Genomic DNA, 26,454 nt, shown 5'->3' on the forward strand with positions numbered 1-26,454 from the left:
ATGCATCAGAATTGCGATCTTGGGGCCACTATGGATGTGCTGTGTCCGATGCACGTGCATTTGGACAGTTTTGGCAAGATTGTGCATGCTGGTCCGACTCTGGCGAAGCTCTACCCCGAGGGCGGTTTGATTGGTCAGCGTTTTCTGGAGGTGTTTGAGCTCAACCGTCCACATGGCGTGAACTCCATGGAGTGCCTGTTGCAGGTGCGTGGTAAAAAACTGCACCTTAAGAAGCGCAGCGATCCTCAGACTGGGCTTAAGGGGGTTCTGATGCCGCATGGCGACGGTGCCATCGTCAATCTGAGCTTTGGCATTTCCATTCTGGACGCGGTGCGTGAGTATGAATTGAACGCCCGCGATTTTGCTGCGACCGATTTGACCATTGAAATGCTCTATCTGGTGGAAGCGAAGTCGGCTGCGATGGAGGCGAGCCGTAAGCTGAATCAGCGCCTGCAAGGTGCGAAGATCGCAGCAGAAGAGCAGGCCTATACCGATACGTTGACTGGGCTAAAGAACCGCCGCGCGCTGGATTACATCTTGCCGCGGATGGTGGAGGAAACCACGCCCTTTGGGCTGCTGCATGTGGATCTTGATTTCTTTAAAGAGGTCAATGACACCAAAGGGCATGCGGCGGGGGATCTGGTCTTGCAGCATGTGGCCAAGGTCCTTGTGGACAGCAGCCGGGACGATGATGTGGTGGCCCGTGTCGGTGGCGATGAATTTGTACTGGTTATCAATGGCACGACGGATGCCGATGTTCTGGGGCGGATTTCTCAGCGGATCATCAAAGAGGTGGAACGTCCTGTGCCCTATAAGGACAGCCTGTGTCAGGTGTCCGCGAGTGTTGGGATTGCTATCCATACCGGTGAGGTTGGGGCCTCGGTTGATCAGTTGATGGCGGATGCGGATGCGGCACTTTATGCGTCCAAGCATGATGGGCGCGCGACCTTTACATTGTTTACGCCGGACCTGCGCGACAGCGGGCCGTTGGCGCTGCATTCCTGAGTTTCGGATATCTGCACCTGCAAATGGCGTGGCACGCGGCCGGTCAAAGGCGCGCGATCGCCTGTCGGCTTTCGGTGGTGATGAAGTCCACAAACAGGCGCACCTTGGGATCTTGCAGTTTGCGGTGTGGATAGAGGCAGCCAAAGGCTGCTGGAACCGGTGGGGTGTCTGGCAGCACTTCCACCAAGGCACCGCTTTTCAGATGGGCGGCCACATCAAAGCGGGGTTTATTGGCCACGCCAGCTCCATCCAGCGCCCATTGGGTGAGCACGTCCCCATCATCCGCATCAAACCGGCCTTTGGCTTCAATCTTCTGGGGGCCATTTGGTGTTTGTAGCGTCCAGAAATACTCCGGAGACCTTGGAAAGCGCAGCAAAAGGCAATTGTGTTTGGCCAGAAGCTCTTCCGGGGTCTGCGGTATGCCAGCGCGGGCGAGGTACTCGGGTGCGGCAACCAGCACGCGGTCACAATCTGCAATCTTGCGCAGCTTGAGATTGCTGTCTTGCAGCTCGCCCAGCACGAAGGCCACATCCAACCCATCTTCGAAGATGTCGACCTTGCGATCAGACAGGCGCAGGCGCACATCCACATTGGGGTGCAGATCAGTGAAGGCCGGGATCAGAGGCGCGATGATGCGCCGCCCCACGCCCAAAGGGGCGGTGACGCGGATGGTCCCCCGAGGGGTGTCGGAAAATCCTGCCACTACCGCCTCGGCCTCATCGAGCGTTTCAATCACCTTGCGGGCGTGGTCATAAAACACCTTGCCCACTTCGGTGGGGGAGAGGTGGCGGGTTGTGCGATTGAAAAGCCGCACCCCCAGCCGTGTTTCCAACTCTTTGACGCGGTTTGAAGCCACCGCTGGTGTGAGGCGCAGATCGCGACCTCCGGAGGTGATGGACCCCAGCTCCACAACGCGCACAAACACACGCAGGCTTTCAAGATATGGCATGGCAGTCCTTTGTGTGGCTGATCTCTCTTTTGCCCAATTTAGTGGCGAATGCGCTTGTTATTTTCAATAAATCATTGAAATAGATTTGCCAAAACCCACGTTTCGGTCAAGTCTTGAGCCTTGCTACACTGATGTGTGGCCAAAGACGTGCCGACTCCCAGCAAGAGGTCAGGATGCAGCACCGCAGCGAAATACGGTTTCTTCTCAACGGGCGCGATGTGGCGCTTTCGGATGTGGGCGCAGATGATACGCTCCTTGATTTTCTGCGTCTTGATCAGCGCCTTACCGGGAGTAAGGAAGGCTGCGCTGAAGGCGATTGTGGCGCTTGTACCGTGATGGTTGGGCGGCTCACGCCAGAGGGGCTGCGCTATGAAACAGTGAATGCCTGTATTCGCTTTCTCGCCTCGTTGGACGGCTGCCATGTGGTGACCATTGAATATCTCGGCGGTCCTGATGGGCGGCTGTCGCCGGTGCAGAAGGCCATGGTGGACCATCACGGCAGCCAATGTGGATTTTGTACGCCAGGCATTGTGATGTCGCTTTATGCGCTGTGGATGGCCCATGAGCAGCCAACCGTGGCACAGGTGGAAAGCGCGCTTCAGGGCAACCTGTGCCGTTGCACCGGCTATGCGCCGATCATCCGCGCTGCGCAAGTGGTGACGGACTATGGCACAGCCTCCGCCGAGCATTTGGCCACGGAGCGGGACAGCGTGACTGCGCGTCTGACAGCTATGCGTGATGGGCGTCGGGTCGATGTTTCCAAAGGCGATAGCCGCGCAATCCTGCCTGCGGATGTGGATGATCTGGCCGCGGTTCTGAAAGCTGTGCCAGAGGCTACCATTGTGGCGGGTTCCACCGATGTGGGACTTTGGGTGACCAAGTTTTTGAAGCGGATTTCTCCGGCGGTGTTCATTGGCCAATTGGACGGCTTGAAAGAGATCACGGTGACTGAGGAGGCGGTGACCTTTGGGGCCGGGGTGACCTATTCCGAGGCGCAGGATGTGATTGCGCAGCACTATCCGCATTTGGTCGATTATTGGGATCGCATCGCAGGTTGGCAGGTGCGCAATATGGGTACGATTGGGGGCAATATCGCCAACGGCAGCCCGATTGGCGACACGCCTCCGGTGCTGATTGCGCTGGGCGCGTCGATCACATTGCGCAAGGGCGATGCGCGACGGCAGCTGCCACTGGAAGCGTTTTTCCTCGACTATGGCAAGCAGGACCGCGTCGAGGGAGAGTTTGTTGAGAGCATCTCCATTCCGCGCCTCGCAGGTGGCTATCATGCGGCCTATAAGATTTCCAAACGGCGCGAAGAGGATATTTCCTCGGTGGCTGTTGGCATGCAGGTGACGGTGGAGGCTGGGATGATCACAGCCGCGCGTCTGGCCTTTGGGGGTATGGCGGGCGTGCCCGCGCGCGCGGCGGCGGCAGAAGCAGCGCTGCTTGGCCAGCCGTGGAGTGAGGCCAGCCTGCTGGCGGCGGCAGAGAAACTGCCAGAGGATTTCCAACCTTTGAGCGATATGCGCGCCACGGCCGATTATCGCATGAAAGTGGCACAGAACCTGTTCCGTCGTTTCTGGCTGGAACAGTCCGGCGCAGACGCGCGGTTGGAACGGGCGTGAGGAGTGAGATGATGAAACAGACCGTTGCGATACGCGGTGCAGCGCATACCGACCACATTCACGACAGCGCCTTTAAACATGTGATGGGGGCGGCAGAGTATTGTGATGACATCGCCGAGCCCATCGGCACGCTGCATGCCTATTTTGGCACCGCCAAAGTGGCCCATGCCAAGATTGTCTCCATGGACCTGAGCGCGGTGCGCGCAGCGCCGGGTGTGGTGGGCGTGCTGACCGCAGAGGATGTGCCCGGGGTGAATGATGTGAGCCCTACGGGGCGGCATGATGAGCCACTGTTTGCCACCGAGAAGGTCGAATTCTGGGGGCAGGTTCTGTTTGCTGTGGTCGCCGAAAGCCGCGACGTTGCCCGCCGCGCGGTGGAGCTGGCGCAGATCGAGTACGCGCCGCTGGATCACGTGATCGAAGCGGATGAGGCTGTGGCTAAGGGCTATCCGCATGTGACCGATCCCATGACCTTGCAACGAGGAGATGTGGCCGAGGCGCAGGCCAGCGCCGCCCACCGTATTCAGGGGCAGATGCGTATTGGCGGGCAGGATCATATGTATCTGGAGGGGCATATTGCCTTTGCCATGCCCGGCGAGGATGACGATGTGATCGTGCATTCCTCAACTCAGCACCCAAGCGAGGCGCAGCATATGGTGGCGCATGTGCTGGGGGTGCCGAGCAATGCAGTGGTGGTGAATGTGCGGCGTATGGGCGGTGGTTTTGGTGGCAAGGAAAGCCAGATGAACCAGTTTGCTGCCGTGGCCGCGATGGCGGCAAAGAAGTGGAGCCGCGCGGTGAAAATCCGTCCTGATCGCGATCAGGATATGGAGAGCACCGGCAAGCGCCATGATTTTGTCGTGGATTATGATGTGGCCTTTGATGGGGAAGGCCGGATTGCGGCGGTGGACAATGTCTTTGCTGCGCGCTGTGGCTGGACCTCTGATCTCTCTGGTCCGGTGACCGACCGGGCGCTGTTTCACGCGGACAACGCCTATTTCTATCCGCATGTGAAGCTGCAAAGCCGGCCGATGAAGACCAACACTGTCTCCAATACCGCGTTTCGTGGCTTTGGCGGGCCGCAGGGTGTTGTGGCGGCGGAACGGATGATTGAGGAGATTGCCTACAGCCTTGGCAAAGACCCGCTGGAGGTGCGTAAGGCGAATTTCTACGGCACCACAGATCGCAATGTGACGCCCTATCACCAGACGGTTGAGGACAATGTCATGCCGCGGCTGGTGGAGGAACTGGAACAGAATTCCGACTATCAGGCGCGCCGCAAGGCCGTGCTGGCGCATAACGCTAAAGGCGGGATCATCCGCAAAGGTATCTCGCTCACCCCGGTGAAATTCGGGATCAGCTTTACTGCGACCTGGTACAATCAGGCGGGGGCCTTGGTGCATATCTACAATGATGGCTCCATCATGCTCAATCACGGCGGCACCGAGATGGGGCAGGGGCTCAACATCAAGATTGCCCAAGTGGTGGCCGAAGCCTTTCAGGTGGATGTGGACAGGATCAAGATTACCAAGACCACCACGGAGAAAGTGCCCAATACTTCTGCCACAGCGGCGAGTTCGGGCACGGATCTGAACGGGATGGCGGCGCTGAATGCCTGTGAGCAGATCAAGGAACGGCTTATCCGCTGGGCCTGTGAAGAGTTTAAAGTGGAGGCGCTGCTGGTGCAGTTTAAGCCCAATGAGGTGCATGTGGGCGATGAGGTGTTCCCCTTTGGGGAGTTCATCAAACAGGCCTATATGAGCCGGGTGCAGCTTTGGGCGGCGGGGTTTTACAAGACGCCGAAGATTCATTGGGATCGCGAAAAGGGACAGGGGCGGCCGTTTTACTACTATGCCTATGGTGCGGCGGTGGCCGAGGTTTCGGTGGATACACTGACCGGGGAATATACCGTGGATCGCGCTGACGTGCTGCACGATGTGGGTAAATCTCTGAACCCTGTCTTGGATAAGGGGCAGGTTGAGGGGGCCTTTGTGCAGGGGATGGGCTGGCTCACCACCGAAGAACTTTGGTGGGATCAGAAAGGCCAGCTGAAGACCCATGCGCCAAGCACCTATAAGATTCCACTGGCCGGGGATATTCCGCGCGAGTTCAACGTCAATCTGGCGGATTGGTCCGAAAACCGCGAGCTGACAATCAAACGCTCTAAAGCGGTGGGGGAGCCGCCGTTTATGCTGCCGATCTGTGTGTTTGAGGCGCTGGGCATGGCGGTGGCCTCAGTGGCGGATTACGCGGAGTGCCCACGGCTGGATGCGCCGGCCACGCCGGAGCGTGTGCTGATGGCGGTGGAGCGGATGCGCGGATGAACGCGGCGGACCTCATAGCATTCTTGGGCCGCAATCGCGCGGTGATGCGGGTGGAGATCACTCGTGTGCGCGGCAGTTCACCGCGCGAAGAGGGCGCCGTGATGTTTGTGGCCAAAGGTGAGATGGCGGGCACCATTGGCGGCGGCCAGCTTGAGTATATGGCTTTAGATCAGGCGCGTAAGCTTTTGAATTTTGGAGAAGAGTCCGGCTTCATGGATGTGCCTCTGGGGCCGGAGATCGGCCAGTGCTGTGGTGGACGTGTGGAGATCACGCTCGCTTTGATGGGCGCGCAGGCGCGTGAAGAAGCGATCGCGCAGGTGACAGAGGATGCGGCGGCGATGCCGCATGTCTATGTCTTTGGGGCAGGCCATGTGGGCCGGGCTTTAGCAGATCAGTTTCAGCATTTGCCGCTGCGCTGCATGCTGGTGGACAGTCGCAGTGCGGAGCTTGCGCTATGTCAGGCAAAGGTTGAAACGCGTCTCACGCCCCTGCCGGAGGCAGAGCTGCGCCATGCGCCAGCCGGCAGCGCTTATATTGTGCTGACACATGATCACGCGCTGGATTTCCTGCTGACCTCAGAGGCGCTTGCACGGCGCGATGCGCGTTGGGTCGGGATGATCGGATCAAACACCAAACGTGCGAATTTTGAGAGTTTTGCCCGCAGTACTTGTGCCGGGCTGATGACAGACACCCTTAACTGCCCCATTGGAAACAAGGATGGGGCAAGCGGTAGCCGCGATAAGCGGCCTGCGGTGATTGCGGCGATGGTTGTGGCCGAAGTGATCATTGCATTGACCTCTGAAACTGCCGCTCAACCCGTGGTCGCCCCCTCCTAAACCGGGCGGCTCTCACTCAAGAGGTCAAAAATGACACAGAAAATACTGCGCGGTCGCGTATTGAGTTTTGTTGCGGAGCCGCAGGGGCCGGAAGACACCGATAGTTTTGTCTATCACGAAGATGGCGCCCTATTGATTGTGGATGGCAAGATTCTGGCCATGGGGCCGTTTGATCAGGTTGCGCCAAGGGCGCCGAGTGCCGCGGTTGTTGATCACCGCCCACATCTTTTGATGCCCGGTTTCATCGACATGCACCTGCATTTTCCGCAGGTGCAAGTGGTGGCAAGCTGGGGGTCACAGCTTCTGGACTGGCTCAACAATTACACCTTCCCTGCGGAGTTGAGTTTTGCGGATGCGGGCCATGCCACGCGTATGGCAACGGCGTTTTATGATCAGTTGACCGGCCATGGTACCACTTCTGCGATGGCCTTTTGTTCGGTGCATGAGACCTCTGCAGAGGCTTATTTTGCGGAGGCTGCGCGGCGCAATATGTGCATGATCGGTGGAAAGGTCATGATGGACCGCAATGCGCCAGACGGGCTGCTAGACAGCGCGCAGACGGGATATGATGCGAGCAAGGCTCTGATTGCGAAATGGCACGGGCAGGGGCGCGCGCGGTATGCGATTTCGCCGCGTTTTGCGATCACCTCCACGCCGGAGCAATTGGAGGCGGCGGGGGCTTTGGTTGCAGAGCATCCGGAGTGCTATGTGCAGACGCATCTGAGTGAAAACCGGGATGAAATTGCCTTTGCCACCAGCCTTTACCCAGAGGCGCGCGACTATCTGGACATCTATGAGGCGGCTGGATTGGTCACAGATAAAATGTTCTTGGGCCATGCCATTCATTTGGAAGATCGCGAGATTTCAGCCATTGCAGAGCAGGGGGCGCATCCGGTGTTTTGCCCCACATCCAATCTTTTCCTTGGCTCGGGGTTGTTTGATCAGGGTGGCCTGAAAGCGCGGGGCATTCAGAGCGGGATCGCCACGGATATTGGCGCGGGCACCAGTTATTCGATGCTTCAGACCCTCAATGAGGGCTACAAAGTGATGCAATTGCAGGGTCAGGCACTGCATCCCTATCAGGCGTTTCACTGGATCACGCGGGGCAATGCGCTGACGCTTGGTTTGGCACATGAGATTGGCACGCTGGACGCAGGCAGTGCGGCGGATGTGGTGGTGCTGGATGCGGCGGCGACCTCTGCGATGGCGTTGCGGATGGAGACGGCGGAAACCCTGGCAGAAGAGCTGTTTGTTCTGATGATGATGGGGGATGATCGCGCGGTGGCGCAGACCTATGTCGCGGGGATAGCGCAGAAATAGGCGGGACTTTTGTGGCTGCGGGCGCGCGCTGGTAGGGGGCAGCCCCCACACCCCCGGAGTATTTGGGGCAGAAGAAGCCGGGGGCGCTGTGGAACTGCTGGCCGGGAGCTTTGGGTTTGCTGATTTTGGTGTTGGCAGCGTTGGCAGTCCGAAAGCTCTGTTTCTGGGGTTGTCGGTCTTTTCTCAGAGCGTAGGGTGGCAAAAAAATGCGGTTTTGCGGAGGGGAAGACCGAATGACTGACAAAGCCTATGACCCATCGGTGGATGGGGCCAAAATGTCCTTTAAGGATGCCATGTCTTATGGGGATTATCTGCATCTGGATGGGATCCTGACGCAGCAGCATCCGCAGAGTGATGCGCATGATGAACTCTTGTTTATTATTCAGCATCAGACTTCAGAGCTGTGGATGAAGCTCGCCCTGCATGAGTTGGGCGCTGCCCGTGAGGCGCTGCGGGAGGGGGATTTGAGCCATATGTTCAAAATGCTGGCGCGTGTGAGCCGGATTTTTGAACAGCTCAATTCAGCCTGGGATGTGCTGCGAACGATGACGCCTGCGGATTATACCCGATTTCGGGATGCTCTGGGGCCGAGTTCGGGGTTTCAGAGCCATCAATACCGGTTGATTGAATATGTTCTGGGCAACCGCAATCCCAATATGGTGAAACCCCACGCGCATGTGCCGGAGGCTAAAGCCGCATTGGAGGCAGAGCTGGCGCAGCCAAGCTTTTATGACGAGGTGATCCACTATCTGTTTGTCTCGCTGGATGGGGATGCGCGCGCAATGCCCGCGCCGCAGTTGACGCAGCCGCACAAGGCGCAGCCAGAGGTTCAGGCGCGTTGGAAAACCGTTTATGAGGATGTGGACACGCATTGGCGGCTTTATGAGCTGGCTGAGAAACTGGTCGATCTGGAGGATTACTTTCGGCGGTGGCGGTTCAACCACGTCACCACGGTGGAACGGGTGATCGGCTTCAAACGGGGCACTGGCGGCACGTCGGGCGTTCAGTATCTGCGCAGGATGCTGGATGTGGAACTTTTCCCGGAACTTTGGCATCTGCGCGGAGACTTGTAAGCATGGGCGTTTCGCTTCCCAGAAAAGAGCTTTTTGATATTCCAGAGGGCGTGATCTATCTCGACGGCAATTCACTTGGCGTTTTACCCAAAGGGGCCGCTGCGCGGGCGGAGCAGACCATCACAGAGGAATGGGGCGCACAGCTTATTCGCGCCTGGAACTCTGCGGGCTGGATGGCGTTGCCGCAGGTGGTGGGAGATCGGATTGCGGATCTGATCGGGGCTCCTGCGGGCTCTGTGGCCACCGGCGACACGCTGTCGATCAAAGTCTATCAGGCGCTTGCAGCCGCGTTGAAGATGCGGCCAGATCGCAAAGTCATCCTGAGCGACAATGGCAATTTCCCCTCCGATCTTTATATGGCGGAGGGGCTGATCAAGACCTTGGATCAGGGCTATACGCTGCGCACGCCCGCGCCAGAAGAGGTGATGGCGGCGATCACCGAAGAGGTTGCGGTGGTGATGTTGACGCAGGTGGATTACCGCTCCGGGCGCATGCATGATATGGCGGCCATCACCCAGCGCGCCCATGAGGTTGGCGCAGTGATGATCTGGGATCTGGCCCATTCTGCGGGGGCGGTTCAGCTTGATATGGCCGCAAGCAACGCGGAATTTGCCGTTGGTTGTAGCTATAAATACCTCAATGGCGGACCAGGCGCGCCGGCGTTTATTTATGTGCGGCCTGATATTGTGGAGAGCATTGAGCCGGCGCTGTCGGGTTGGCTTGGGCATGACGCGCCTTTTGCGATGGAGCTGAGCTACCGGCCGGCCTCTGCCACAGAACGCATGCGTGTGGGCACGCCCCCCATTTTGCAACTTGCTGTGCTACAGGAGGCGCTGACCGCGTGGGACGGGGTGGATATGGCCGATCTGCGCGCCGCCTCTCAGAGGTTGTCGGATCTGTTTATCACTGAGGTGGAAAAACGCTGCCCGATGTTGGCGCTGGCCAGCCCGCGCGATGCGTCCACGCGTGGCTCGCAGGTGTCATTTGCTTTTGAGCATGGCTATCCGGCCATGCAGGCGATCATTGATCGCGGGGTGATTGGAGATTTTCGGGCGCCCAATATCATGCGTTTTGGCTTCACGCCGCTCTATCTGGACGATGCAGACATCATTGCGGCTGCTGATATCATTGAAGATGTGATGGCCAAGGAGCTTTGGCGCGCAGAGAAATACAATATCCGCTCACGGGTGACCTAGGCGTAGGTATTCTGCGAGATAAAATAGTATTGGGTGGGGGGGAGATCCTCCCGCCCAGTGTTGACGCTTTCTGTTGTCTTACAGCGCTGAGGAATAGTCGGCCTGCGTTGCCACGGCCATCAGCCTGCGATCCAGCAGATTTAGGGGCGACATTAGACGCCCCAGCGGCGGCCACCATCCCCAGGTGCCCCCAAGCGCGCGGGGCTTGGCCCCGGTGCCGAGTTTGAAGCGTGCAAGCCCCGGGGCTTTGTCTGTATCAATGGTACCCAGTTCCAGCTGCGTGACACCTTTGGCAGATAGCCATTGCATGGCCTCCCAAAGCAATAAGTTATGAGCACAGAGGCTGCGGCCATGGGGGGTGCTGTGGCCAATGTGATAGCTTGCGCTGCGCCCATGACAGAGAAACAGCATGGCGGCGACCTCATGTTTGCCATCAAAGGCCGTGAAGAGTTTCGCAGCGCCGGGGTTCGCGCGCCCATAGGCTCGCGTCAGTTCCTCAGACCAGGTCTTGTAGCCGCGGGCGCTTTGTTGGTCCTGATCCTTTTGCAGCAGCCAGATGTCAGGTTTGCTGGGCAGGTTTTGGCGGGTGATGCGCAGGTTCTGACTTTGAGAAAATGTCAGGCGGTTGCGCCACTTCTGATGCATTTGGGCGCGCAGATCCCCAGTGAGAGACAGTTGCGCCACATAGCTGGGCGACATCAACCCCACCGCGCCCAGGGAAGCCAGCCAGGGTGCGGGATGATCCGGGCTGATCACCAAAAGCGATTTGTGTAAATTGGCTGCGCGCAAATTGTCTCTTAGGGTGTCGCGGCAGAGCTGTGCACGCGGCAGCAGGGCGACAGGGAGTTTGCCAAAGCGACGCTGCAAAACCAGCGTGTCGTCAGATAAGGTGACGCTTTGCCCGCCCACCATGGTGACGGCCTGACGGTATTCGCCGCTTTGTTGAAGCGGCTTGGCGGGGAGGGGCATTTGAGCATCAAACATAAGCTCATTAACACCTCAGAAACCTAATTCATGGTTAATGAAGTCATGAGAAAACCGAGTCACACCTCCGTATTTGGGCATGCCCTGCCTGCGCAACGCTGGACAAAAGCCTCCGCTGTGCTTGTGGCGACGCTTCTTTCTGTGCCGGTGTTTGTCGTGCTGACAGCGATTGATTGGCTGTTTCTGTAAAGCGGTTTTCGCGCATCATCTCGATGGCGATGCGCCCGCTCGCAGAAATTCCCCGGAATTTGTCGTTAGTTGGCTGTGGCCCTATTGACGTCCCGCGACCGCTGAATTAGGAAAAGCGCATTCTTGGCGGGTATGGTGAAATGGTATCATAAGAGCCTTCCAAGCTTAAGGTGCGGGTTCGATTCCCGCTACCCGCTCCAAGAATATGTTCTCCCAATAGTGATCTGAACTTAAAGTTAGCTCCGCCGTTTACTGTACTGATTTATATACATTAATTGATGTTTTGATCTGAGATTTTGTGGTGCGCCGCCTGTCCCGGTTGTGGCAACTTCACGTTTTTTGCGCTCTGCGCTTGACCCTTGCTGCAGGCTTGGCCACTAACGGCAAGAAGTTCACTTGACAGCGCAAGGGCATCCCATGGCCAGACAGCCGCAGCTTACATCCGGCGAACAGGATCGTGAGAAAAGCAAAAACATTAGTGCCCTGAGAGGGTTGCGCCCGTTTTTGAAACCATATCGTTTCCATGCTTTCCTGGCGCTTTGTGCGCTGACGCTGACGGCGTCCGTCTCTTTGATGCTGCCGGTGGCAGTGCGGCGGGTTGTGGATAACTTTGGCACGGAAAGTGATGCGCTGCTGGATAAGTATTTTCTGGCCGCTTTAGGATTTGCCGCGCTTCTCGCGGTGGGCACGGCACTGCGGTATCTCTTGGTTACAAAGCTTGGGGAACTGGTGGTCACGGATATCCGCAAGGCGGTGTTTGCCCGCGTCATCAACATGAGCCCCTCTTTCTTTGAGACCCTGATGACGGGTGAGGTACTGAGCCGGATCACGACGGATACAACGGTCATTCAGTCGGTGATTGGTTCGTCGATTTCCATCGCTCTGCGCAATGTCCTGCTGTTTTTTGGGGGTCTTGCGCTGATGCTCTTCACCTCCACCAAGCTCACTTTGATGGTGTTGCTTGTGGTGCCGATGGTGATTGTGCCGATCATGGTTTTGGGGCGGCGGCTGCGCCGGTTGAGTCGGGAAAACCAGGATTGGATTGCGGAAAGTTCTGGCAATGCGTCTGAGGCGTTGTTGTCTGTGCAGACGGTGCAGGCCTTTACCCATGAAGCCCAGACCAGAGCGGGTTTTGACCGGGTCACAGATCTGTCTCTGAGCGCGGCGATGCGCCGGATCAACACCCGCGCAGTTTTGACGATGATTGTGATCTTTCTGATTTTCACTGGCGTTGTTGTGGTGTTGTGGATGGGCGCGCGGGATGTGCGTGCAGGTGGCATGAGTGTCGGTGTGCTGGTGCAGTTTGTGATCTACTCGGTTATGGTGGCGGGCTCTGTGGGTGCGCTGTCTGAGATCTGGAGTGAGTTGCAGCGCGCTGCGGGCGCCACAGAGCGGCTGGTTGAGCTGCTCTATGCAGAAGACAGCGTTCTGGATCCTGATTCACCTAAGGCGCTCGCTTTGCCGGTCAAGGGCGAGATCACCTTTGCGGATGTGTCTTTCCGCTATCCTGCGCGGCCGGATGCGCCGGCGTTGGATCATGTGGATCTGATCATTCAACCGGGGGAAACCGTGGCCTTGGTGGGCCCTTCGGGGGCGGGCAAGACCACAATCATTCAGATGCTGCAGCGGTTTTATGACCCGGTCAGCGGTGAGGTGCGTCTGGATGGTGTGCCTTTGCCACAGATGCAGCGCGAGGCCTTCCGCCAGCATATGGCGCTGGTGCCGCAGGATCCGGTGATCTTTGCACAAAGCGCTCGTGACAATATCCGATTTGGCCGCCTTGATGCGAGTGATGCCGAGGTTGAGGCCGCTGCAAAGACCGCTGCCGCACATGAGTTCATCTCTGCTTTGCCAGAGGGCTATGACAGCCCACTGGGCGAACGTGGCGTGATGCTCTCGGGGGGGCAGAAACAGCGCATTGCCATCGCACGCGCGATCTTGCGCGATGCACCGGTGCTGTTGCTGGATGAGGCGACTTCCGCACTTGATGCAGAAAGTGAGCGTCTGGTGCAGGCGGCTGTGGATGCGCTGTCTCAGGATCGCACCACCATCATCGTGGCGCATCGTCTGGCCACAGTGAAAAAGGCGGATCGCATCATTGTCATGGATGAAGGGCGCATTGTGGCGCAGGGGCGTCATGACGATCTCGTGGCGCAAGACGGGCTGTATGCCAAATTGGCACGTCTGCAATTTACCGCCGGTTGAGCCGCTTTGGGGAAGGGGGCATGCGGTTCCCTTCCGCGCTAGAGTGGTTTTTCAGCTGGACGGCCCCATTTATGGGGTTAATCTGACGTAACGTTTTAGGGCTGATTGACCTTAGGTTGCACTGGCCTCAGGCCGGTGCGCCGGTGTCTTTAAGTACGGACTTAACGTAATGCGGCAAAAGCGCGCTTGCAGAGGTGGGTAAGCCGAAAAAGGGGGAGGAAGCATATGAGCTTTGAGAATCTGGCGGAACTGAGAGCCATTGAAACGGAGAAAACCTGGGAGGAGCGCGACAAACCTGTGACCATCTTTGAGATGCTCACGCGCACCAAGGAAAAACATCCCAACCGTCCTGCTGTGAGCTATCAGATTTTCTCTGGTCCAACGGATAAGGCGGAGACCCTGAGCTGGTCTGAACTGCATGCCAAAACAGCACAGGCGGCCAATATGTTCCGCGATCTGGGCATTGGCGAGAAAGACACGGTGGCCTATGTGCTGCCCAACTGTAACGAGACGCTCGTCACCCTTTTGGGAGGCATGGTCGCGGGGATCGTAAACCCGATCAACCCTCTGCTTGAGCCTGAGCAGATTGGCGCGATCCTGCGGGAGACGGATGCCAAGGTTGTTGTCTCGCTGAAGGGCTTCCCCAAGACCGACGTGGCGCAGAAAGTGGCCGAAGCGGTACGCCACGCACCGCATGTGCATACGGTGCTTGAGATTGATCTGAACAAATACCTGACTCCGCCGAAAAGCTGGATCGTGCCTTTGATCCGTCCCAAGGTGACCGGTCCGAAACACGCAGATTTCAAAGACTTCAACAAAGAGTTGGCCAAGTATCCAACCACTTTGCAATTTGAAGATCACAAGGTTGATCGGGTTGGTGCCTATTTCCACACAGGCGGCACCACGGGCATGCCGAAAGTGGCTCAGCACCTCTATTCCGGCATGATCTATAATGGTTGGCTGGGCGATCGTCTGCTCTTCACGGAAGAAGACAACATCATGTGCCCGCTGCCGCTGTTCCACGTTTTTGCGGTGCATGTGATCATGCAGGCGGCGCTGTCTTCTGGGGCGCATGTGGTCTTCCCGACGCCACAGGGCTATCGCGGCGATGGTGTCTTTGACAACTTCTGGAAGTTGATTGAGCGGTGGAAGATTTCCTTCATCATCACGGTGCCTACGGCGGTTTCTGCGCTGATGCAGCGCCCTGTGGATGCGGATATCTCCTCTGTGAAAACCGCGTTCTCCGGTTCAGCCCCGATGCCGATGGAGCTTTTCAAGCGGTTTGAGAGTACCTGTGGTGTGGATATCGTGGAAGGCTATGGCTTGACCGAGGCGACCTGCCTTGTGTCCTGTAACCCACCGACCGGTGACAAGAAGGTTGGTTCTGTTGGTCTGCCTTTGCCTTATACCGATGTGCGCATTTTCAAGGATACGCCGGAAGGCCCGGAGGAATGCGCGGCGGATGAGATTGGAGAAATTTGCATTTCCAACCCAGGTGTTTTTGCAGGCAATACCTATACCGAAGCGGATAAGAACGTGGATCTTTATCATCACGAGAAATATCTGCGCACCGGGGATCTGGGCCGGATTGATGGCGATGGGTATCTGTGGATCACCGGTCGTGCCAAGGATCTGATCATTCGTGGGGGTCACAACATTGACCCGGCAGAGATCGAAGAGGCGATGCTGGCGCACCATGATGTGGCCTTTGCCGGGGCCATTGGCCAGCCGGATGCTCACGCAGGTGAGGTACCTTGTGTCTATGTGGAGCTTGTGGAAGGCGCGAGTGTTTCCAAAGAAGAGCTGATGAACCATGCCAAGGTGCATGTGCATGAACGCGCCGCGCATCCGAAATTTGTGGAGGTTATGCCGGAGCTGCCAAAAACAGCTGTGGGTAAGATCTTTAAACCTGATCTGCGCAAGGCTGCGATCAAACGGATCTATGACGCGGCGCTGTCGAAGGCTGGTGTGGATGCCCATGTGGATCACGTGCTGGACGACAAGAAACGCGGCCTGATCGCGCAGGTGAAAACCACCGGTGGGGCCACGGACGCAGATGTGGGCAAGGTGCTTGGCGATTTTGTGCGCCCATGGGAATGGGCCAAAGACGAAGCTGCCTGAGGCCGCGTCTGATGCGTGAAGTTCTGAAAGGGCGCCCTGACCAGGGCGCCCTTTTTGTTGTGCCTCACTTTTGCTGCTTTACCGGTGATAAAAATCCGGCCACCGTCCTCTGGTAACAAAAGGAGACGGGCATGGCTGGGCATGGGTATGAAACTGGACGGTTGGATCTGCCATTTGTGGGCATTTCAACCTTTGGCAAGCGTCCTTATGTGGCGGATTGGAGCCATCTGGAGGCTGATGTGGCCGTATTGGGCGCGCCGTTTGACTTTGGCACTCAGTGGCGCAGTGGGGCGCGGTTTGGGCCAAGGGCGGTGCGCGAGGCCTCTACGCTTTTCAGCTTTGGTCATGCCGGGGCCTATGATCACGAGGATGACGCGACCTATCTGCCCGCAAGCGTGCGCATTGTGGACATGGGGGATGCAGATATCGTGCATACCGACACGGTGAAGAGCCACGCCAATATCGAGACCGGCGTGCGGGCGGCTTTGGCGGCCGGGGCGCTGCCGGTCACCATTGGCGGAGATCACTCGATCAACATTCCCTGCATCAACGCCTTTGACGATCAGGGAGACATTCACATTCTGCAGATTGATGCGCATCTGGATTTTGTGGATGAGCGTCATGGGGTGCGCCATGGTCATGGAAACCCGATGCGGCGCGCGGCGGAAAAACCTTATATCACTGGGCTGACGCAGCTTGGTATTCGCAATGTGAGCTCCACTGCGCGTGAAGGTTACGCCGATGCGCGTGCCATGGGCAGTACAATTTTGAGCGTGCGTCAGGCGCGCGCGCTGGGGCCTCAAGGCACTGTTGCACATATTCCCAAGGGCGCACGTGTCTATATCACCATCGATATTGATGCTTTCTGTCCCTCGATTGCGCCCGGGACGGGCACGCCAAGCCATGGCGGTTTCCTCTATTACGATGTGTTGGAGATGTTGCAGATCGTGGCGCGCGATCATGAGGTGGTTGGGATTGATCTGGTGGAGGTGGCACCGGATTACGATCACACAGGATCGACCGCCATTCTGGCCGCGCAGTTGCTTCTTAATTTGCTGGGCTTTGTGTTCCATGCGAGAGGCGCGCGCTGAACAGTTGCGAAACCGATCTGATGGGAGCGCACAGGGGGGCCACTTGCAACGGGCATGGCAGCCATTAGATTATGCGCCAAAGCATCTTCCAACAGGACAACCTCCATGAAAATGAACCCGCTGGGCCGTACGGGCCTGACTGTCTCCGAGTATTGCCTCGGCACCATGACCTTTGGCACCCAGACAAGTGAAGAGGGCGCGCATGCGCAGATGGATCTGGCGCTGGATCACGGCATCAACTTTATCGATGCCGCTGAGATGTATCCGGTGAACCCGATCAGTGCAGAAACCCAGGGGCGGACAGAAGAATATCTGGGCACGTGGTTTGCCAAGACCGGTCGCCGCAAGGACTGGGTGCTGGCCACCAAACATTCTGGCGTCGGGATGAAACATGTGCGCGACGGGGCACCGATCACGGCGCAAAGCGTGCCGGAGGCGATTGAAGGGTCGTTGAAGCGGCTGCAAACCGATCACATCGACCTCTATCAGCTGCACTGGCCCAACCGTGGCTCTTATATGTTCCGGCAGAATTGGAATTATGATCCCTCTGCACAAAACAAAGAAGAGACGTTGGCCAATATGCTGGAGGTGCTGGAGGCGCTCCAGAAAGAAGTGGATCGCGGTACCATCGGGGCCTTTGGGCTGTCAAATGAAAGCGCCTGGGGCACGTCGCAGTGGCTGCGTCTGTCAGAAGACCGGGGTCTGCCACGGGTGGCCTCTGTGCAGAACGAATATTCTCTGTTGTGCCGCCTGTATGATACGGACATGGCGGAGATGAGCCTCAACGAAGATGTGGGGCTGCTGGCGTTTTCACCGCTGGCCACCGGGCTTCTGACCGGGAAGTATCAGAATGGCCAGACTCCGGAAGGTTCGCGCAAGGCGATCAATGGGGATCTTGGCGGGCGCGTCTCTGTGCGGGTGTTTGATGCGGTACAGGCCTATCTCGATATCGCGGCCAAACATGGGATCGATCCGGTGCATATGGCTATGGCCTTCACCGTGCAGCGCCCGTTCATGTGTTCTTCCATCTTTGGCGCAACCACGCTAGAGCAGCTTGAGCATATCCTCAAAGGGGCTGATCTGCGGTTGAGCGATGAGATCCTTAAGGAGATCAACGCTGCAAACCGCGCCCACCCGATGCCTTATTAAGAGAGCGAAGACCTCAATCTGATGACACAGCCCGCTTCCCCCAATGATGAGACGCCGGAGGTCTTGGCCTCCATTTCCGCTTCTGGCCCACGTCGTGTGTTCGGCATTGCGACACTGGCTGTTTTAGGGGGCTTGCTGTTGTATCTGGGGCTGAGCACAAGCCCGTCACCGCTCTGGCAGGTGTTTCTGTTGGTTCTGGGGGTGCTTGTGCTGTTGCTGGCAGAAAAGACCCGGCGGGCGACAGAAAGGGTCATTCAACTCACCCATGCAGGGCTCTTCACTGATCAGGGGGAAGAGATCGCAAAGCTTGACGTCATCGTGGGGGTCAAGCGCGGCATGTTTGACCTCAAGCCCTCCAATGGTTTCAGTTTGGTGCTCAGCACATCCCGGTCACGCAGGTGGCAGCCGGGCATGTGGTGGGCCTGGGGGCGTCGCGTTGGAGTTGGCGGTGTAACGCCGGGCTCACAAGCCAAAACCATGGCCCAGATTCTGGAAGCTCTGCTTGTGGAGCATGGCCAAGCCGCGCAGTGATGTCGTGGTTAGGCATCGCTCCAGGCGAGGTTTGACACAAAGCGCGGACGGGTGAACACAAGGGTGTTCATCGGAAAGCCGTTCCAGTTTTCGCCCCACCAGCGTTTCATGATCACAGGTGGGGAGAAGACGCTTTGGGTTTGAACCACAATCAAGCTCTCTCCGTTCACCAGCGTTGGCAGGTTCTGACTCATGGCGAGCATATCTGCATTATCCCATGAAGTTTCATCCCGGTCCCCATCGCGAGAAATGGAGTGAGACCACACCAATTGGTGGGTGCGATTGATGACATCCCACGTGACAAGGCTCACAGTCAGATCATGACCACTGCGCAGGGTCGAGATTTGGTCGAAGAGGGAATGCACACCATTCAGATAGTCGTGGTTCACGGCCGCAGTTTCACGTGACAGCATATCGGAAATGGCGAAGGCCGCCTTTTCGGTGGTCGAGCGCGCGCGATAGGCGTCAAACAGCACGGCCATCGCCAGCATCGCCAGGAAAAGGCCGGGCCACATGACCACAGTCTCGACGGCCACGGTGCCGCGTGTGTCTTTGCGAAAATCACGAATTTTGCGAAGGATCGACGTGATCATGGCTTAGCGAGGCTCCTGAACAAAGGCGTTTGATACCACAAGGGCATAGTCCCCGTTGTTGTCCCTTTGCAGGGCTGAGCCGATCCACGAGCCCGGGAAGATCGTGGTGACTTTGGCACAGGCGCGCAGCACCATCATGTCATTTTCACGCCCCCCCTCAAAAACGGTCACAGGCTGTGCCTCCTCAGAGCTGTCGGTACAGACAGTTTCTGCGGGCAGATCCACCCAGTTGCGTGGGTCGCGGATGACCATTTCCAGTTTCAGCTTTTCGGAACAACTTGGGATCACACCCGCGCGGGCGCAGACTTCTGAAACGATTGCATCATGGGTGATGGGCGCGCCTGTAGAGAGGCGAATATCACGCACGACCATATCCAGAGACCGCTCAAGATAGGAATAGCGCAGGGTCATCAGGCCCAGTTCAACGGAGGACATGAACAGCCCCATATAGAAGGGGAACATGATCACGAATTGAACCGTAACCGTGCCATCATCGCGCAGATGGAAAGATCTGATCTTTTGAAGCAGGCGGCGCATCATTGGGTCAACCTCAGCTGGCGGATTGAGGTGGCGATGGTTGCAAAGGCCTGACGGATTTCCAGACCATCCACATCAAAATAGTGGCTGTCAGAGCTGGCACAGTCTTTCAGGACGGCCTGACCGCTACTGGGGGCTTCAAAACCGATGGTGAAGACGATGATGCCGGCCTGTTTTGCGGCATCACAGATGTTGCGTGTGCGCGCGTCTTTGGTAGATGTCCCATGGCTTGAGCGCACACCGTAGTGCCAGTCATTATAGGCGGAATTCGATCCCATGAAAGGACGGTAGAGATATTCGGCGATCCATGAGCTGGTCGTGTAGGCCCAGAGGTCGGGGTAGGTGATGATCTCCGCATGTCCTGGTTCGTTGACGGTGACGGTTTTGGTCACTTTGCGATAGCGGCGGCAGGATCCATTGCGACGGTAGGAACGGCACTCCCAAGAGGTTTCTGTGGTGTCATAGGAGCCTTCGCCATAAGCCCAGTTGCGCCATTGCTGTGTTGACGGCCAGAAAAATAGGGGTTCCTGATAGTTGCCATCATTGTCTTCATCCCACTCGTCTTGCCCCACGTAGACCGAGTAAAAGTCTTCTTGTTCATTGTACCAGACATTGGAGTCACCGCTGCGGTAGCCGTCGCGGATATAATATTGGCTGGTGTTTTGACCGTCGGTCATGAGCACGACAATCTTGAGGGCATCTCTTGTGCCATAGTCGTAGGGGCGGTCTTCAAATTCGCGGGCGACCATGCCACCGTTGACCAATTGCTCAATGGCGGGCCGCAACGAGGGGTCAAGCAAAGCCGTGCCCCACTTCATGCCGATGTCAATGGAGGTGTTGCCGTCTGCATCAAGAGCCGTGATGTAGTTTTTGAGCTGCTCACGGTCGTCACCAAGGACCATGATTTCGCGGTCGCGGGCAAATTCGCAGACCGGCATGTTATTGACCGGTTCGGGTGTCGCATCGCGATTGTCATAGCGGTACCACGGGTCAAAGTGCATGGTCCGCTGATAGGTTGCATCCATATTGATGCCCGTACTGTGGAAGTCGTTGCTGCTGAAATTGATACAGTTGGAATATTTATTCTCGCCTGTGGTGCGCAATTGACCAAACAGATCCTCATGTAGTGAGACCTGTGTGGCATAGGGCACGATGGAAATCGAAAGTGTGCCATCCTCGGTATTGTCATCCATCGTGTCGATGAACTCGCGGGCGGCGATTTTCAGGTTTGAAAGGCGGCTGTTTCTATCCATGGAGCCGGAAACGTCCAGCACCATGGAGATTTCGACATTGCCGATCTGTTCCACTGCGGTGCCAGCTGCTCCAACAGTGAAGGCAGGACGAATTGGGCGGTCCCCTGTGTAGGGCTGCGGTTTCCAAAGGTTCTTGAAGCGCGCACCCACCTGACTGTTGCTTAGAGACGAGGTCACGGTGGCAGTGGCGCTCACACTGCGGCGCGTCACTGTCGTGTGAGACATATTGGTTTCTGAGGTCGCCTGAACGGTTTCGTATTCGACGCCAGATTTGTCGAAATAGTCTTCCACAACTTCGGTGGCACCGCGGGTTTGATCCAGATCTGCTGCAGCAAGGACAGCGCGGTCCAGAGTGTGTTGCAGGCGTGTGCGCTTCATCTCTGCGAGCATGATGTCTGCGCCGAGACCTCCGAGCATCACCATCATGATCACCAAGATGACAGCAAAGCCAACCATGACACCGTCATCTTCTTTTCGGAATCGCGCGCTGAGCGCCTTAACTGATGTCAAGCACGACGTTGGCAATTTGCTTACAGCAGAGATCGAAGACAGTATCATTTCACGCACCTCATTGTGACGAAGGCCCTTTTAATCCTTGTGTCAGAGCGGTCCTCATCATCATTTGGTATGTTTTGTGATTGGGGCGGAATTGAGGCGTAAAAAAGTGATTACCTAGACGTTAAGGAAAATTTTATCGTTTTAAAATATATGGTTGTGAACAGTTCAGGGGGCTTGAGGAGTTCTGTTTCCTGTCTGTGAACAACTGGAACAGGCGAGATCACGCTAATTTACCTATCGTCACTTGAGCTTAAGTGCTCTTACTGTTCCTTAAGGTCATGTGTGTGACGGTGAGTCGCAGCTTGACGCTTATCTGGAGGAAAATGATGAGCCCAATCAAAGAGCCGAGCTTTCGTGAAAGTGTGGATCTGATGTTCAACCGTGCGGTTGCGCTGATGGATCTGCCGCCGGGCTTGGAGGAAAAGATCCGTGTTTGCAATGCCACTTACACTGTGCGTTTTGGTGTGCGATTGCGGGGTCAGATCCAGACGTTTACGGGCTATCGCTCTGTCCACAGTGAGCATATGGAACCTGTCAAAGGTGGGATCCGCTTTGCGCCAAGTGTCAATCAAGATGAGGTGGAAGCGCTGGCGGCGCTGATGACCTATAAATGTGCGCTTGTGGAGGCCCCATTTGGCGGCTCTAAAGGCGGGCTGTGCATTGATCCGCGCAAGTATGATGAGCATGAGCTAGAACAGATCACCCGCCGCTTTGCCTATGAGCTGGCCAAGCGTGATCTGATCCACCCCTCCCAGAACGTCCCAGCGCCTGATATGGGCACCGGTGAACGTGAGATGGCCTGGATTGCGGATCAATATGCGCGGATGAACACCACCGACATCAATGCGCGTGCCTGTGTGACCGGCAAGCCGCTCAATGCTGGCGGTATTTCCGGGCGCGTCGAGGCCACGGGTCGTGGTGTGCAATATGCGTTGCGTGAATTCTTCCGGGATCCGCGGGATGTGGAGAAGGCGGGTTTGACAGGGTCACTGGACGGCAAGCGGGTCATTGTGCAGGGGCTTGGGAACGTGGGCTATCACGCTGCCAAATTCCTGAGCGAAGAAGATGGGGCCATAATTGTCGGCATCATTGAGCGGGACGGGGCCCTTTATAATGCCAATGGCATTGATGTGGATGCGGTGCAGCAGTGGTTGATGAAGCATGGTGGCGTGTCTGGATTCCCGGATGCGACCTTCACGCGTGACGGCGCAGTGGTGCTTGAGGAAGAGTGCGATATTCTTGTGCCTGCGGCACTGGAAGGGGTCATCAACCTTCAGAACGCAGCCAACGTCAAAGCGCCGCTGATCATCGAAGCCGCCAACGGCCCGATCACAGCCGGCGCAGATGATATCCTGCGCAAGAAAGGCACCGTGATCATCCCGGATATGTATGCCAACGCCGGTGGTGTGACCGTGTCTTATTTTGAGTGGGTCAAAAACCTCAGCCACATTCGCTTTGGCCGGATGCAGCGCCGTCAGGAAGAGTCGCGCCACCAGCTGGTTGTGGATGAGCTGGAGAAAATCAGCGCGGCGCTGGGCGGTCAATATACGCTGACCGATGGCTTCAAGCAAAAGTACCTAAAAGGGGCTGGCGAGCTTGAGCTGGTGCGGTCGGGGCTGGATGATACCATGCGGATCGCCTATCAATCCATGCGAGAGGTCTGGCATGAGCGGGCAGATGTGGAAGATCTGCGCACGGCGGCCTATCTTGTCTCCATCGACAAAGTGGCCGCGAGCTACAGAGCCAAAGGATTGTAAACATGACAGGCACAAACGTTCCGCTGAAATGTAAATGTGGAGCGTTTGAGGCTGTACTCAACGATGTGAGCCCGAGGACGGGCTCACATATCCACTGCCACTGTCAGGACTGCCAGACAGCGGCGCGGGTTCTTGGGGCGGAAGAGCAGCTTCTGCCACGCGCTGGCAGCGATATATTTCACACCACCCCAGCGCAGTTGACGCTGACCAAAGGACAGGAACATCTCGCCTGTCTGCGCTTGTCTCCACGCGGGCTGATGCGCTGGTATGCGGGCTGCTGCAACACGCCGATGTTTGCCACGATGGCGCATACCAAATTGGCCTTTATGGGAGTTTGGGTGCCCTCCATGGCTCCCCCGCCAGAGACCAAGCTTGCCAAAGTGATCGGCAAAGTGATCGCGGTGGTACGGACGCAGGATGCGCCAATGGGATCGCCGTCTTTGAAGGAATACGGGTTCAATCGCGCTGGCTTTCATGTGCTGGCCCGGCATGTGTCTGCGCTCTTGCAGGGGCGCGCGCGCCAGACCCCGCTGTTTGATGCAGAGGGCGCGCCGATTGTTAAACCGCGTGTGCTTAGCAAGGAAGAGCGTCTGGCCGCGCAGAAATAGGCCAAGGTGATCACGATTTGCACAGGAGTGCCTGTTGGCTCTGCAGCAGGGGTGCCGCTTGGCCTGCGAACGGGGTAGTCTCTTTGAACCTATAGTGATTCAGGAGGCCGCAATGGTCCGTTATTCCCTTCTCGCGCTGATGATGATGAGCGGCGCAGCATATGCCGCAGATGGCAAAGAAGATGTCTGTAAGTATCAGGGCGCTGTTATGAAGGCCATTCAGGAGGCGCGTCTGGACCGTGTGAAGGCGGACAAACTGGAAGCGCATCTGTTGGAAAACGACCCAAGCTGGCCGCCCAACTACAACATTGCGATCGAGCAGTTCGCGCCAATTGTCTACGGCGCCAAACGCCGTGATCTTAAAAAAGTGGATCTGGGTGCGCAGATTGAACAGCAGTGTCTGGACAATTGGGAGAAGATTCAGGAAATGCAGAAGTCCGTTTCCAAATGATCTTCTGACTGATGTGATCTGACCGCATGTCGCTACCGCCCGGATTCCTTGATGAGCTTCGCAGCCGTACTTCCATCACGCAGGTGGTGGGGCGCAAAGTCATGTGGGATCCGCGCAAGTCCAATCAGGGCAAGGGCGACATGTGGGCACCATGCCCCTTTCACCATGAAAAAACAGCGTCTTTTCATGTCGATGATCGCAAGGGCTATTACTATTGCTTTGGCTGTCACGCCAAAGGAGATGCAATCAAATTTGTCACGGAAACCGAAAATGTGAGCTTCATCGAAGCGGTGGAGATTCTGGCCGAAGAGGCCGGGATGCAGATGCCCAAACGGGACCCTCAGGCGCAGCAGAAAGCGGATCGTCGCACGCAGCTTGCCGAGGTCATGGAGATGGCGGTGCAGCATTTTCGCCTGATGCTGAATGCGGCGGCAGGTGCGGAGGCGCGGGCCTATCTGGACAAGCGCGGTCTCTCCCAAGAGGCGCGGGATCGCTTTGGCATTGGCTTTGCGCCAGAGGGCTGGCAGGGGCTTTGGGATCAGTTGACCAGTAAGGGCGTGGCGCCGGATCTGATCCTTGCGGCGGGGTTGGCCAAGCCGTCGACCAAAGGCGGCAAGCCCTATGACACGTTCCGCAATCGCATCATGTTCCCGATCCGCGATGGGCGCGGCAAATGTATCGCCTTTGGCGGCCGTGCCATGGATCCAAACGACAATGCCAAATATCTCAACAGCCCGGAGACCGAGCTTTTTGACAAGGGGCGTAATCTTTACAATCACGCTCCCGCGCGGGAGGCGGCAGGAAAGGGGCATCCGCTGATTGTGGCGGAGGGCTATATGGATGTAATCGCGCTCAGTGAGGCCGGGTTTGGCGCATCGGTCGCTCCGCTTGGCACAGCGGTCACAGAGAACCAGTTGCAGCTGCTGTGGCGCATTTCGGACGAGCCCATAATCGCGCTGGATGGCGACAAGGCCGGGCTGCGCGCGGCGATGCGGGTGGTCGATCTGGCGCTGCCCTTGCTTGAGGCGGGCAAGAGTCTGCGCTTTGCGGTGATGCCAGAGGGGCAGGATCCGGATGATCTGATCCGGGCCAAAGGAGCAGGGGCCGTTCAAAAGGTTCTGGATGGTGCGATGCCCATGGTCAACCTGCTCTGGCAGCGGGAAGTCGAAGGCAAGGTTTTTGACAGTCCGGAACGCCGCGCGGCTTTGGACAAGCAGTTGAAGGCCAAGATCAACCTGATCAAAGATCCGTCAATCAAATCGCATTATGGCGAGGCGGTTAAAGAGCTGCGCTATCAGTTGTTCCGCCCACAACGTGGGGGCGGCACAAGGTTCATTGGCGGTGGCAAGCGCGGCAACTGGCAGGCGCAGCCGGTGGTGCAGAGCGGCACCAAGGTCTCCATGCTTGCGGCCAGTGAGGGTCCGGTGGAACAGCGTTTGCATGAAGCGGTGGTTCTTGCAGTGGCTTTGGTGACGCCGGCGGTGCTTGAGGACTTCGAGTATGAGCTGGAAAGCATGGAGTGTCTGGATGCAGAGAATGCGCATCTGCGCGATGTGCTGTTGCGCTATGCCAGCAGCCCGGATCCAAGAGAGGCCGTGGAAATGGCTTTGGGGCCGGAGATGGTTGAAAATCTGCTGCGCCAACCCCATGTGGCCATCACACCCGCCGTGCGCAAAGCTGGTGATCAGGCGCTGGCGCGGGTCACATTGACCGAAGAATTGGCCAAGATCAAAACCGTCCGGGGACTCGATGATGAGATCGCCGAGGCGGAAGAGGATCTGATGGGCGTTGCGGATGAGGCCATGACCTGGCGTCTGCGACAGGCCGCAGAAGAGCGCAACCGCGCCATGCAGAGCCGCCAGGAAGAAGGCGGCGATTTTACGACCGGGGCCAATGGGGCGCCGATTGACCGAGACGAACGCGCAGCGCTGGATGCGCTGATGCAGAATATTGATTTCTCACGGGGCGGAAAACCACCGCGCAAAGGGTGATTCGATGCACGCCTTTCTGCCTCGTGAGCAACAGATGAAGAAAACGGGCTTTGTGGGGTTGCGAATCACCCCGTCTAGCGATTGATTCGACGCTAGCGAATCACCTTC

General features: G+C 57.3%; 22 protein-coding genes and 1 tRNA gene. 18 read left to right on the plus strand and 5 right to left on the minus strand.

Annotation, left to right across the window (positions count from 1 at the left end; all coding sequences use genetic code 11):
* A complete protein-coding gene (locus J7382_RS15995; RefSeq protein WP_209070017.1) occupies nt 1-1,005 on the plus strand; it encodes a GGDEF domain-containing protein in 1,005 nt (334 codons plus the stop codon).
* A 43-nt stretch (nt 1,006-1,048) separates the two neighbouring features.
* Here the strand turns inward: J7382_RS15995 and J7382_RS16000 are convergent, their stop codons facing one another.
* The gene (locus J7382_RS16000) at nt 1,049-1,954 is read right to left on the minus strand and encodes a LysR family transcriptional regulator (protein WP_209070018.1); all 906 of its coding nucleotides are present in this window, start codon (nt 1,952-1,954) and stop codon (nt 1,049-1,051) included.
* A gap of 173 nt (nt 1,955-2,127) precedes the next feature.
* Here J7382_RS16000 and xdhA point away from each other — a divergent pair, with 173 nt between their 5' ends.
* The 6 genes from xdhA to kynU all read left to right on the plus strand — a co-directional run bounded on the left by xdhA (nt 2,128) and on the right by kynU (nt 10,328).
* Nucleotides 2,128-3,579 carry a xanthine dehydrogenase small subunit gene (gene xdhA, locus J7382_RS16005; RefSeq protein WP_209070019.1) on the plus strand — a complete coding sequence of 484 codons (1,452 nt, stop codon included), beginning with the start codon at nt 2,128-2,130 and terminating at the stop codon, nt 3,577-3,579.
* A gap of 11 nt (nt 3,580-3,590) precedes the next feature.
* Complete coding sequence (gene xdhB / locus J7382_RS16010) at nt 3,591-5,903, plus strand: xanthine dehydrogenase molybdopterin binding subunit (protein ID WP_209070020.1); 2,313 nt, start codon at nt 3,591-3,593, stop codon at nt 5,901-5,903.
* Complete coding sequence (xdhC, locus tag J7382_RS16015; RefSeq protein ID WP_209070021.1) at nt 5,900-6,739, plus strand: xanthine dehydrogenase accessory protein XdhC; 840 nt, start codon at nt 5,900-5,902, stop codon at nt 6,737-6,739. The genes xdhB and xdhC overlap by 4 nt, the downstream gene beginning before the upstream one ends.
* Nucleotides 6,740-6,769: 30 nt before the next feature.
* Complete coding sequence (gene guaD, locus J7382_RS16020; RefSeq protein WP_209070022.1) at nt 6,770-8,059, plus strand: guanine deaminase; 1,290 nt, start codon at nt 6,770-6,772, stop codon at nt 8,057-8,059.
* 233 nt (nt 8,060-8,292) lie between these two features.
* Entirely contained in the window at nt 8,293-9,132 is an 840-nt protein-coding gene (locus J7382_RS16025) for a tryptophan 2,3-dioxygenase family protein (protein WP_209070023.1), read from the plus strand.
* 2 nt (nt 9,133-9,134) lie between these two features.
* A complete protein-coding gene (gene kynU, locus J7382_RS16030; RefSeq protein WP_209070024.1) occupies nt 9,135-10,328 on the plus strand; it encodes a kynureninase in 1,194 nt (397 codons plus the stop codon).
* Between the two features lie 78 nt (nt 10,329-10,406).
* Here the strand turns inward: kynU and J7382_RS16035 are convergent, their stop codons facing one another.
* Entirely contained in the window at nt 10,407-11,297 is an 891-nt protein-coding gene (locus J7382_RS16035; RefSeq protein WP_247745056.1) for a GNAT family N-acetyltransferase, read from the minus strand.
* A 60-nt stretch (nt 11,298-11,357) separates the two neighbouring features.
* Here J7382_RS16035 and J7382_RS16040 point away from each other — a divergent pair, with 60 nt between their 5' ends.
* The 7 genes from J7382_RS16040 (at nt 11,358) to J7382_RS16070 (ending at nt 18,598) form a co-directional block, all read left to right on the plus strand.
* Nucleotides 11,358-11,501 (plus strand): hypothetical protein, encoded by a 144-nt coding sequence (locus tag J7382_RS16040; protein WP_209070026.1) that lies wholly within the window; start codon nt 11,358-11,360, stop codon nt 11,499-11,501.
* 126 nt (nt 11,502-11,627) lie between these two features.
* Nucleotides 11,628-11,701 (plus strand) — tRNA-Gly (locus J7382_RS16045).
* A 217-nt stretch (nt 11,702-11,918) separates the two neighbouring features.
* The gene (locus tag J7382_RS16050) at nt 11,919-13,706 is read left to right on the plus strand and encodes an ABC transporter transmembrane domain-containing protein (RefSeq protein WP_209070027.1); all 1,788 of its coding nucleotides are present in this window, start codon (nt 11,919-11,921) and stop codon (nt 13,704-13,706) included.
* A gap of 225 nt (nt 13,707-13,931) precedes the next feature.
* Nucleotides 13,932-15,827 carry an acyl-CoA synthetase gene (locus J7382_RS16055; protein WP_209070028.1) on the plus strand — a complete coding sequence of 632 codons (1,896 nt, stop codon included), beginning with the start codon at nt 13,932-13,934 and terminating at the stop codon, nt 15,825-15,827.
* Between the two features lie 131 nt (nt 15,828-15,958).
* Entirely contained in the window at nt 15,959-16,918 is a 960-nt protein-coding gene (gene speB / locus J7382_RS16060) for an agmatinase (RefSeq protein ID WP_209070029.1), read from the plus strand.
* Nucleotides 16,919-17,023: 105 nt separating this feature from the next.
* Entirely contained in the window at nt 17,024-18,067 is a 1,044-nt protein-coding gene (locus tag J7382_RS16065; protein WP_209070030.1) for an aldo/keto reductase, read from the plus strand.
* A gap of 21 nt (nt 18,068-18,088) precedes the next feature.
* On the plus strand, nt 18,089-18,598 hold the full coding sequence (locus J7382_RS16070; protein ID WP_209070031.1) for a hypothetical protein: 510 nt from the start codon (nt 18,089-18,091) through the stop codon (nt 18,596-18,598).
* A gap of 8 nt (nt 18,599-18,606) precedes the next feature.
* Here the strand turns inward: J7382_RS16070 and J7382_RS16075 are convergent, their stop codons facing one another.
* From J7382_RS16075 to J7382_RS16085, 3 genes are read right to left on the minus strand one after another with little or no spacing between them, the layout of a single operon-like run.
* Nucleotides 18,607-19,191, minus strand: coding sequence for a hypothetical protein (locus J7382_RS16075; protein ID WP_209070032.1), 585 nt, complete (start codon nt 19,189-19,191; stop codon nt 18,607-18,609).
* Nucleotides 19,192-19,194: 3 nt separating this feature from the next.
* Entirely contained in the window at nt 19,195-19,731 is a 537-nt protein-coding gene (locus J7382_RS16080) for a hypothetical protein (protein WP_058240414.1), read from the minus strand.
* On the minus strand, nt 19,728-21,437 hold the full coding sequence (locus J7382_RS16085) for a TadE/TadG family type IV pilus assembly protein (RefSeq protein WP_247745057.1): 1,710 nt from the start codon (nt 21,435-21,437) through the stop codon (nt 19,728-19,730). The genes J7382_RS16080 and J7382_RS16085 overlap by 4 nt, the downstream gene beginning before the upstream one ends.
* A gap of 428 nt (nt 21,438-21,865) precedes the next feature.
* Here J7382_RS16085 and J7382_RS16090 point away from each other — a divergent pair, with 428 nt between their 5' ends.
* The 4 genes from J7382_RS16090 (at nt 21,866) to dnaG (ending at nt 26,346) form a co-directional block, all read left to right on the plus strand.
* Complete coding sequence (locus J7382_RS16090) at nt 21,866-23,296, plus strand: Glu/Leu/Phe/Val dehydrogenase (RefSeq protein WP_209070034.1); 1,431 nt, start codon at nt 21,866-21,868, stop codon at nt 23,294-23,296.
* A 2-nt stretch (nt 23,297-23,298) separates the two neighbouring features.
* Nucleotides 23,299-23,904 (plus strand): DUF6151 family protein, encoded by a 606-nt coding sequence (locus J7382_RS16095; RefSeq protein ID WP_209070035.1) that lies wholly within the window; start codon nt 23,299-23,301, stop codon nt 23,902-23,904.
* A gap of 112 nt (nt 23,905-24,016) precedes the next feature.
* Nucleotides 24,017-24,355, plus strand: a complete 339-nt coding sequence (locus J7382_RS16100) for a hypothetical protein (protein WP_058240418.1) — start codon at nt 24,017-24,019, stop codon at nt 24,353-24,355.
* A 26-nt stretch (nt 24,356-24,381) separates the two neighbouring features.
* Entirely contained in the window at nt 24,382-26,346 is a 1,965-nt protein-coding gene (gene dnaG / locus J7382_RS16105; RefSeq protein WP_209070036.1) for a DNA primase, read from the plus strand.
* Nucleotides 26,347-26,454: the final 108 nt, after the last annotated feature.

The organism is Shimia sp. R11_0, assembly GCF_017744035.1.
GTDB lineage: Bacteria > Pseudomonadota > Alphaproteobacteria > Rhodobacterales > Rhodobacteraceae > Shimia > Shimia marina.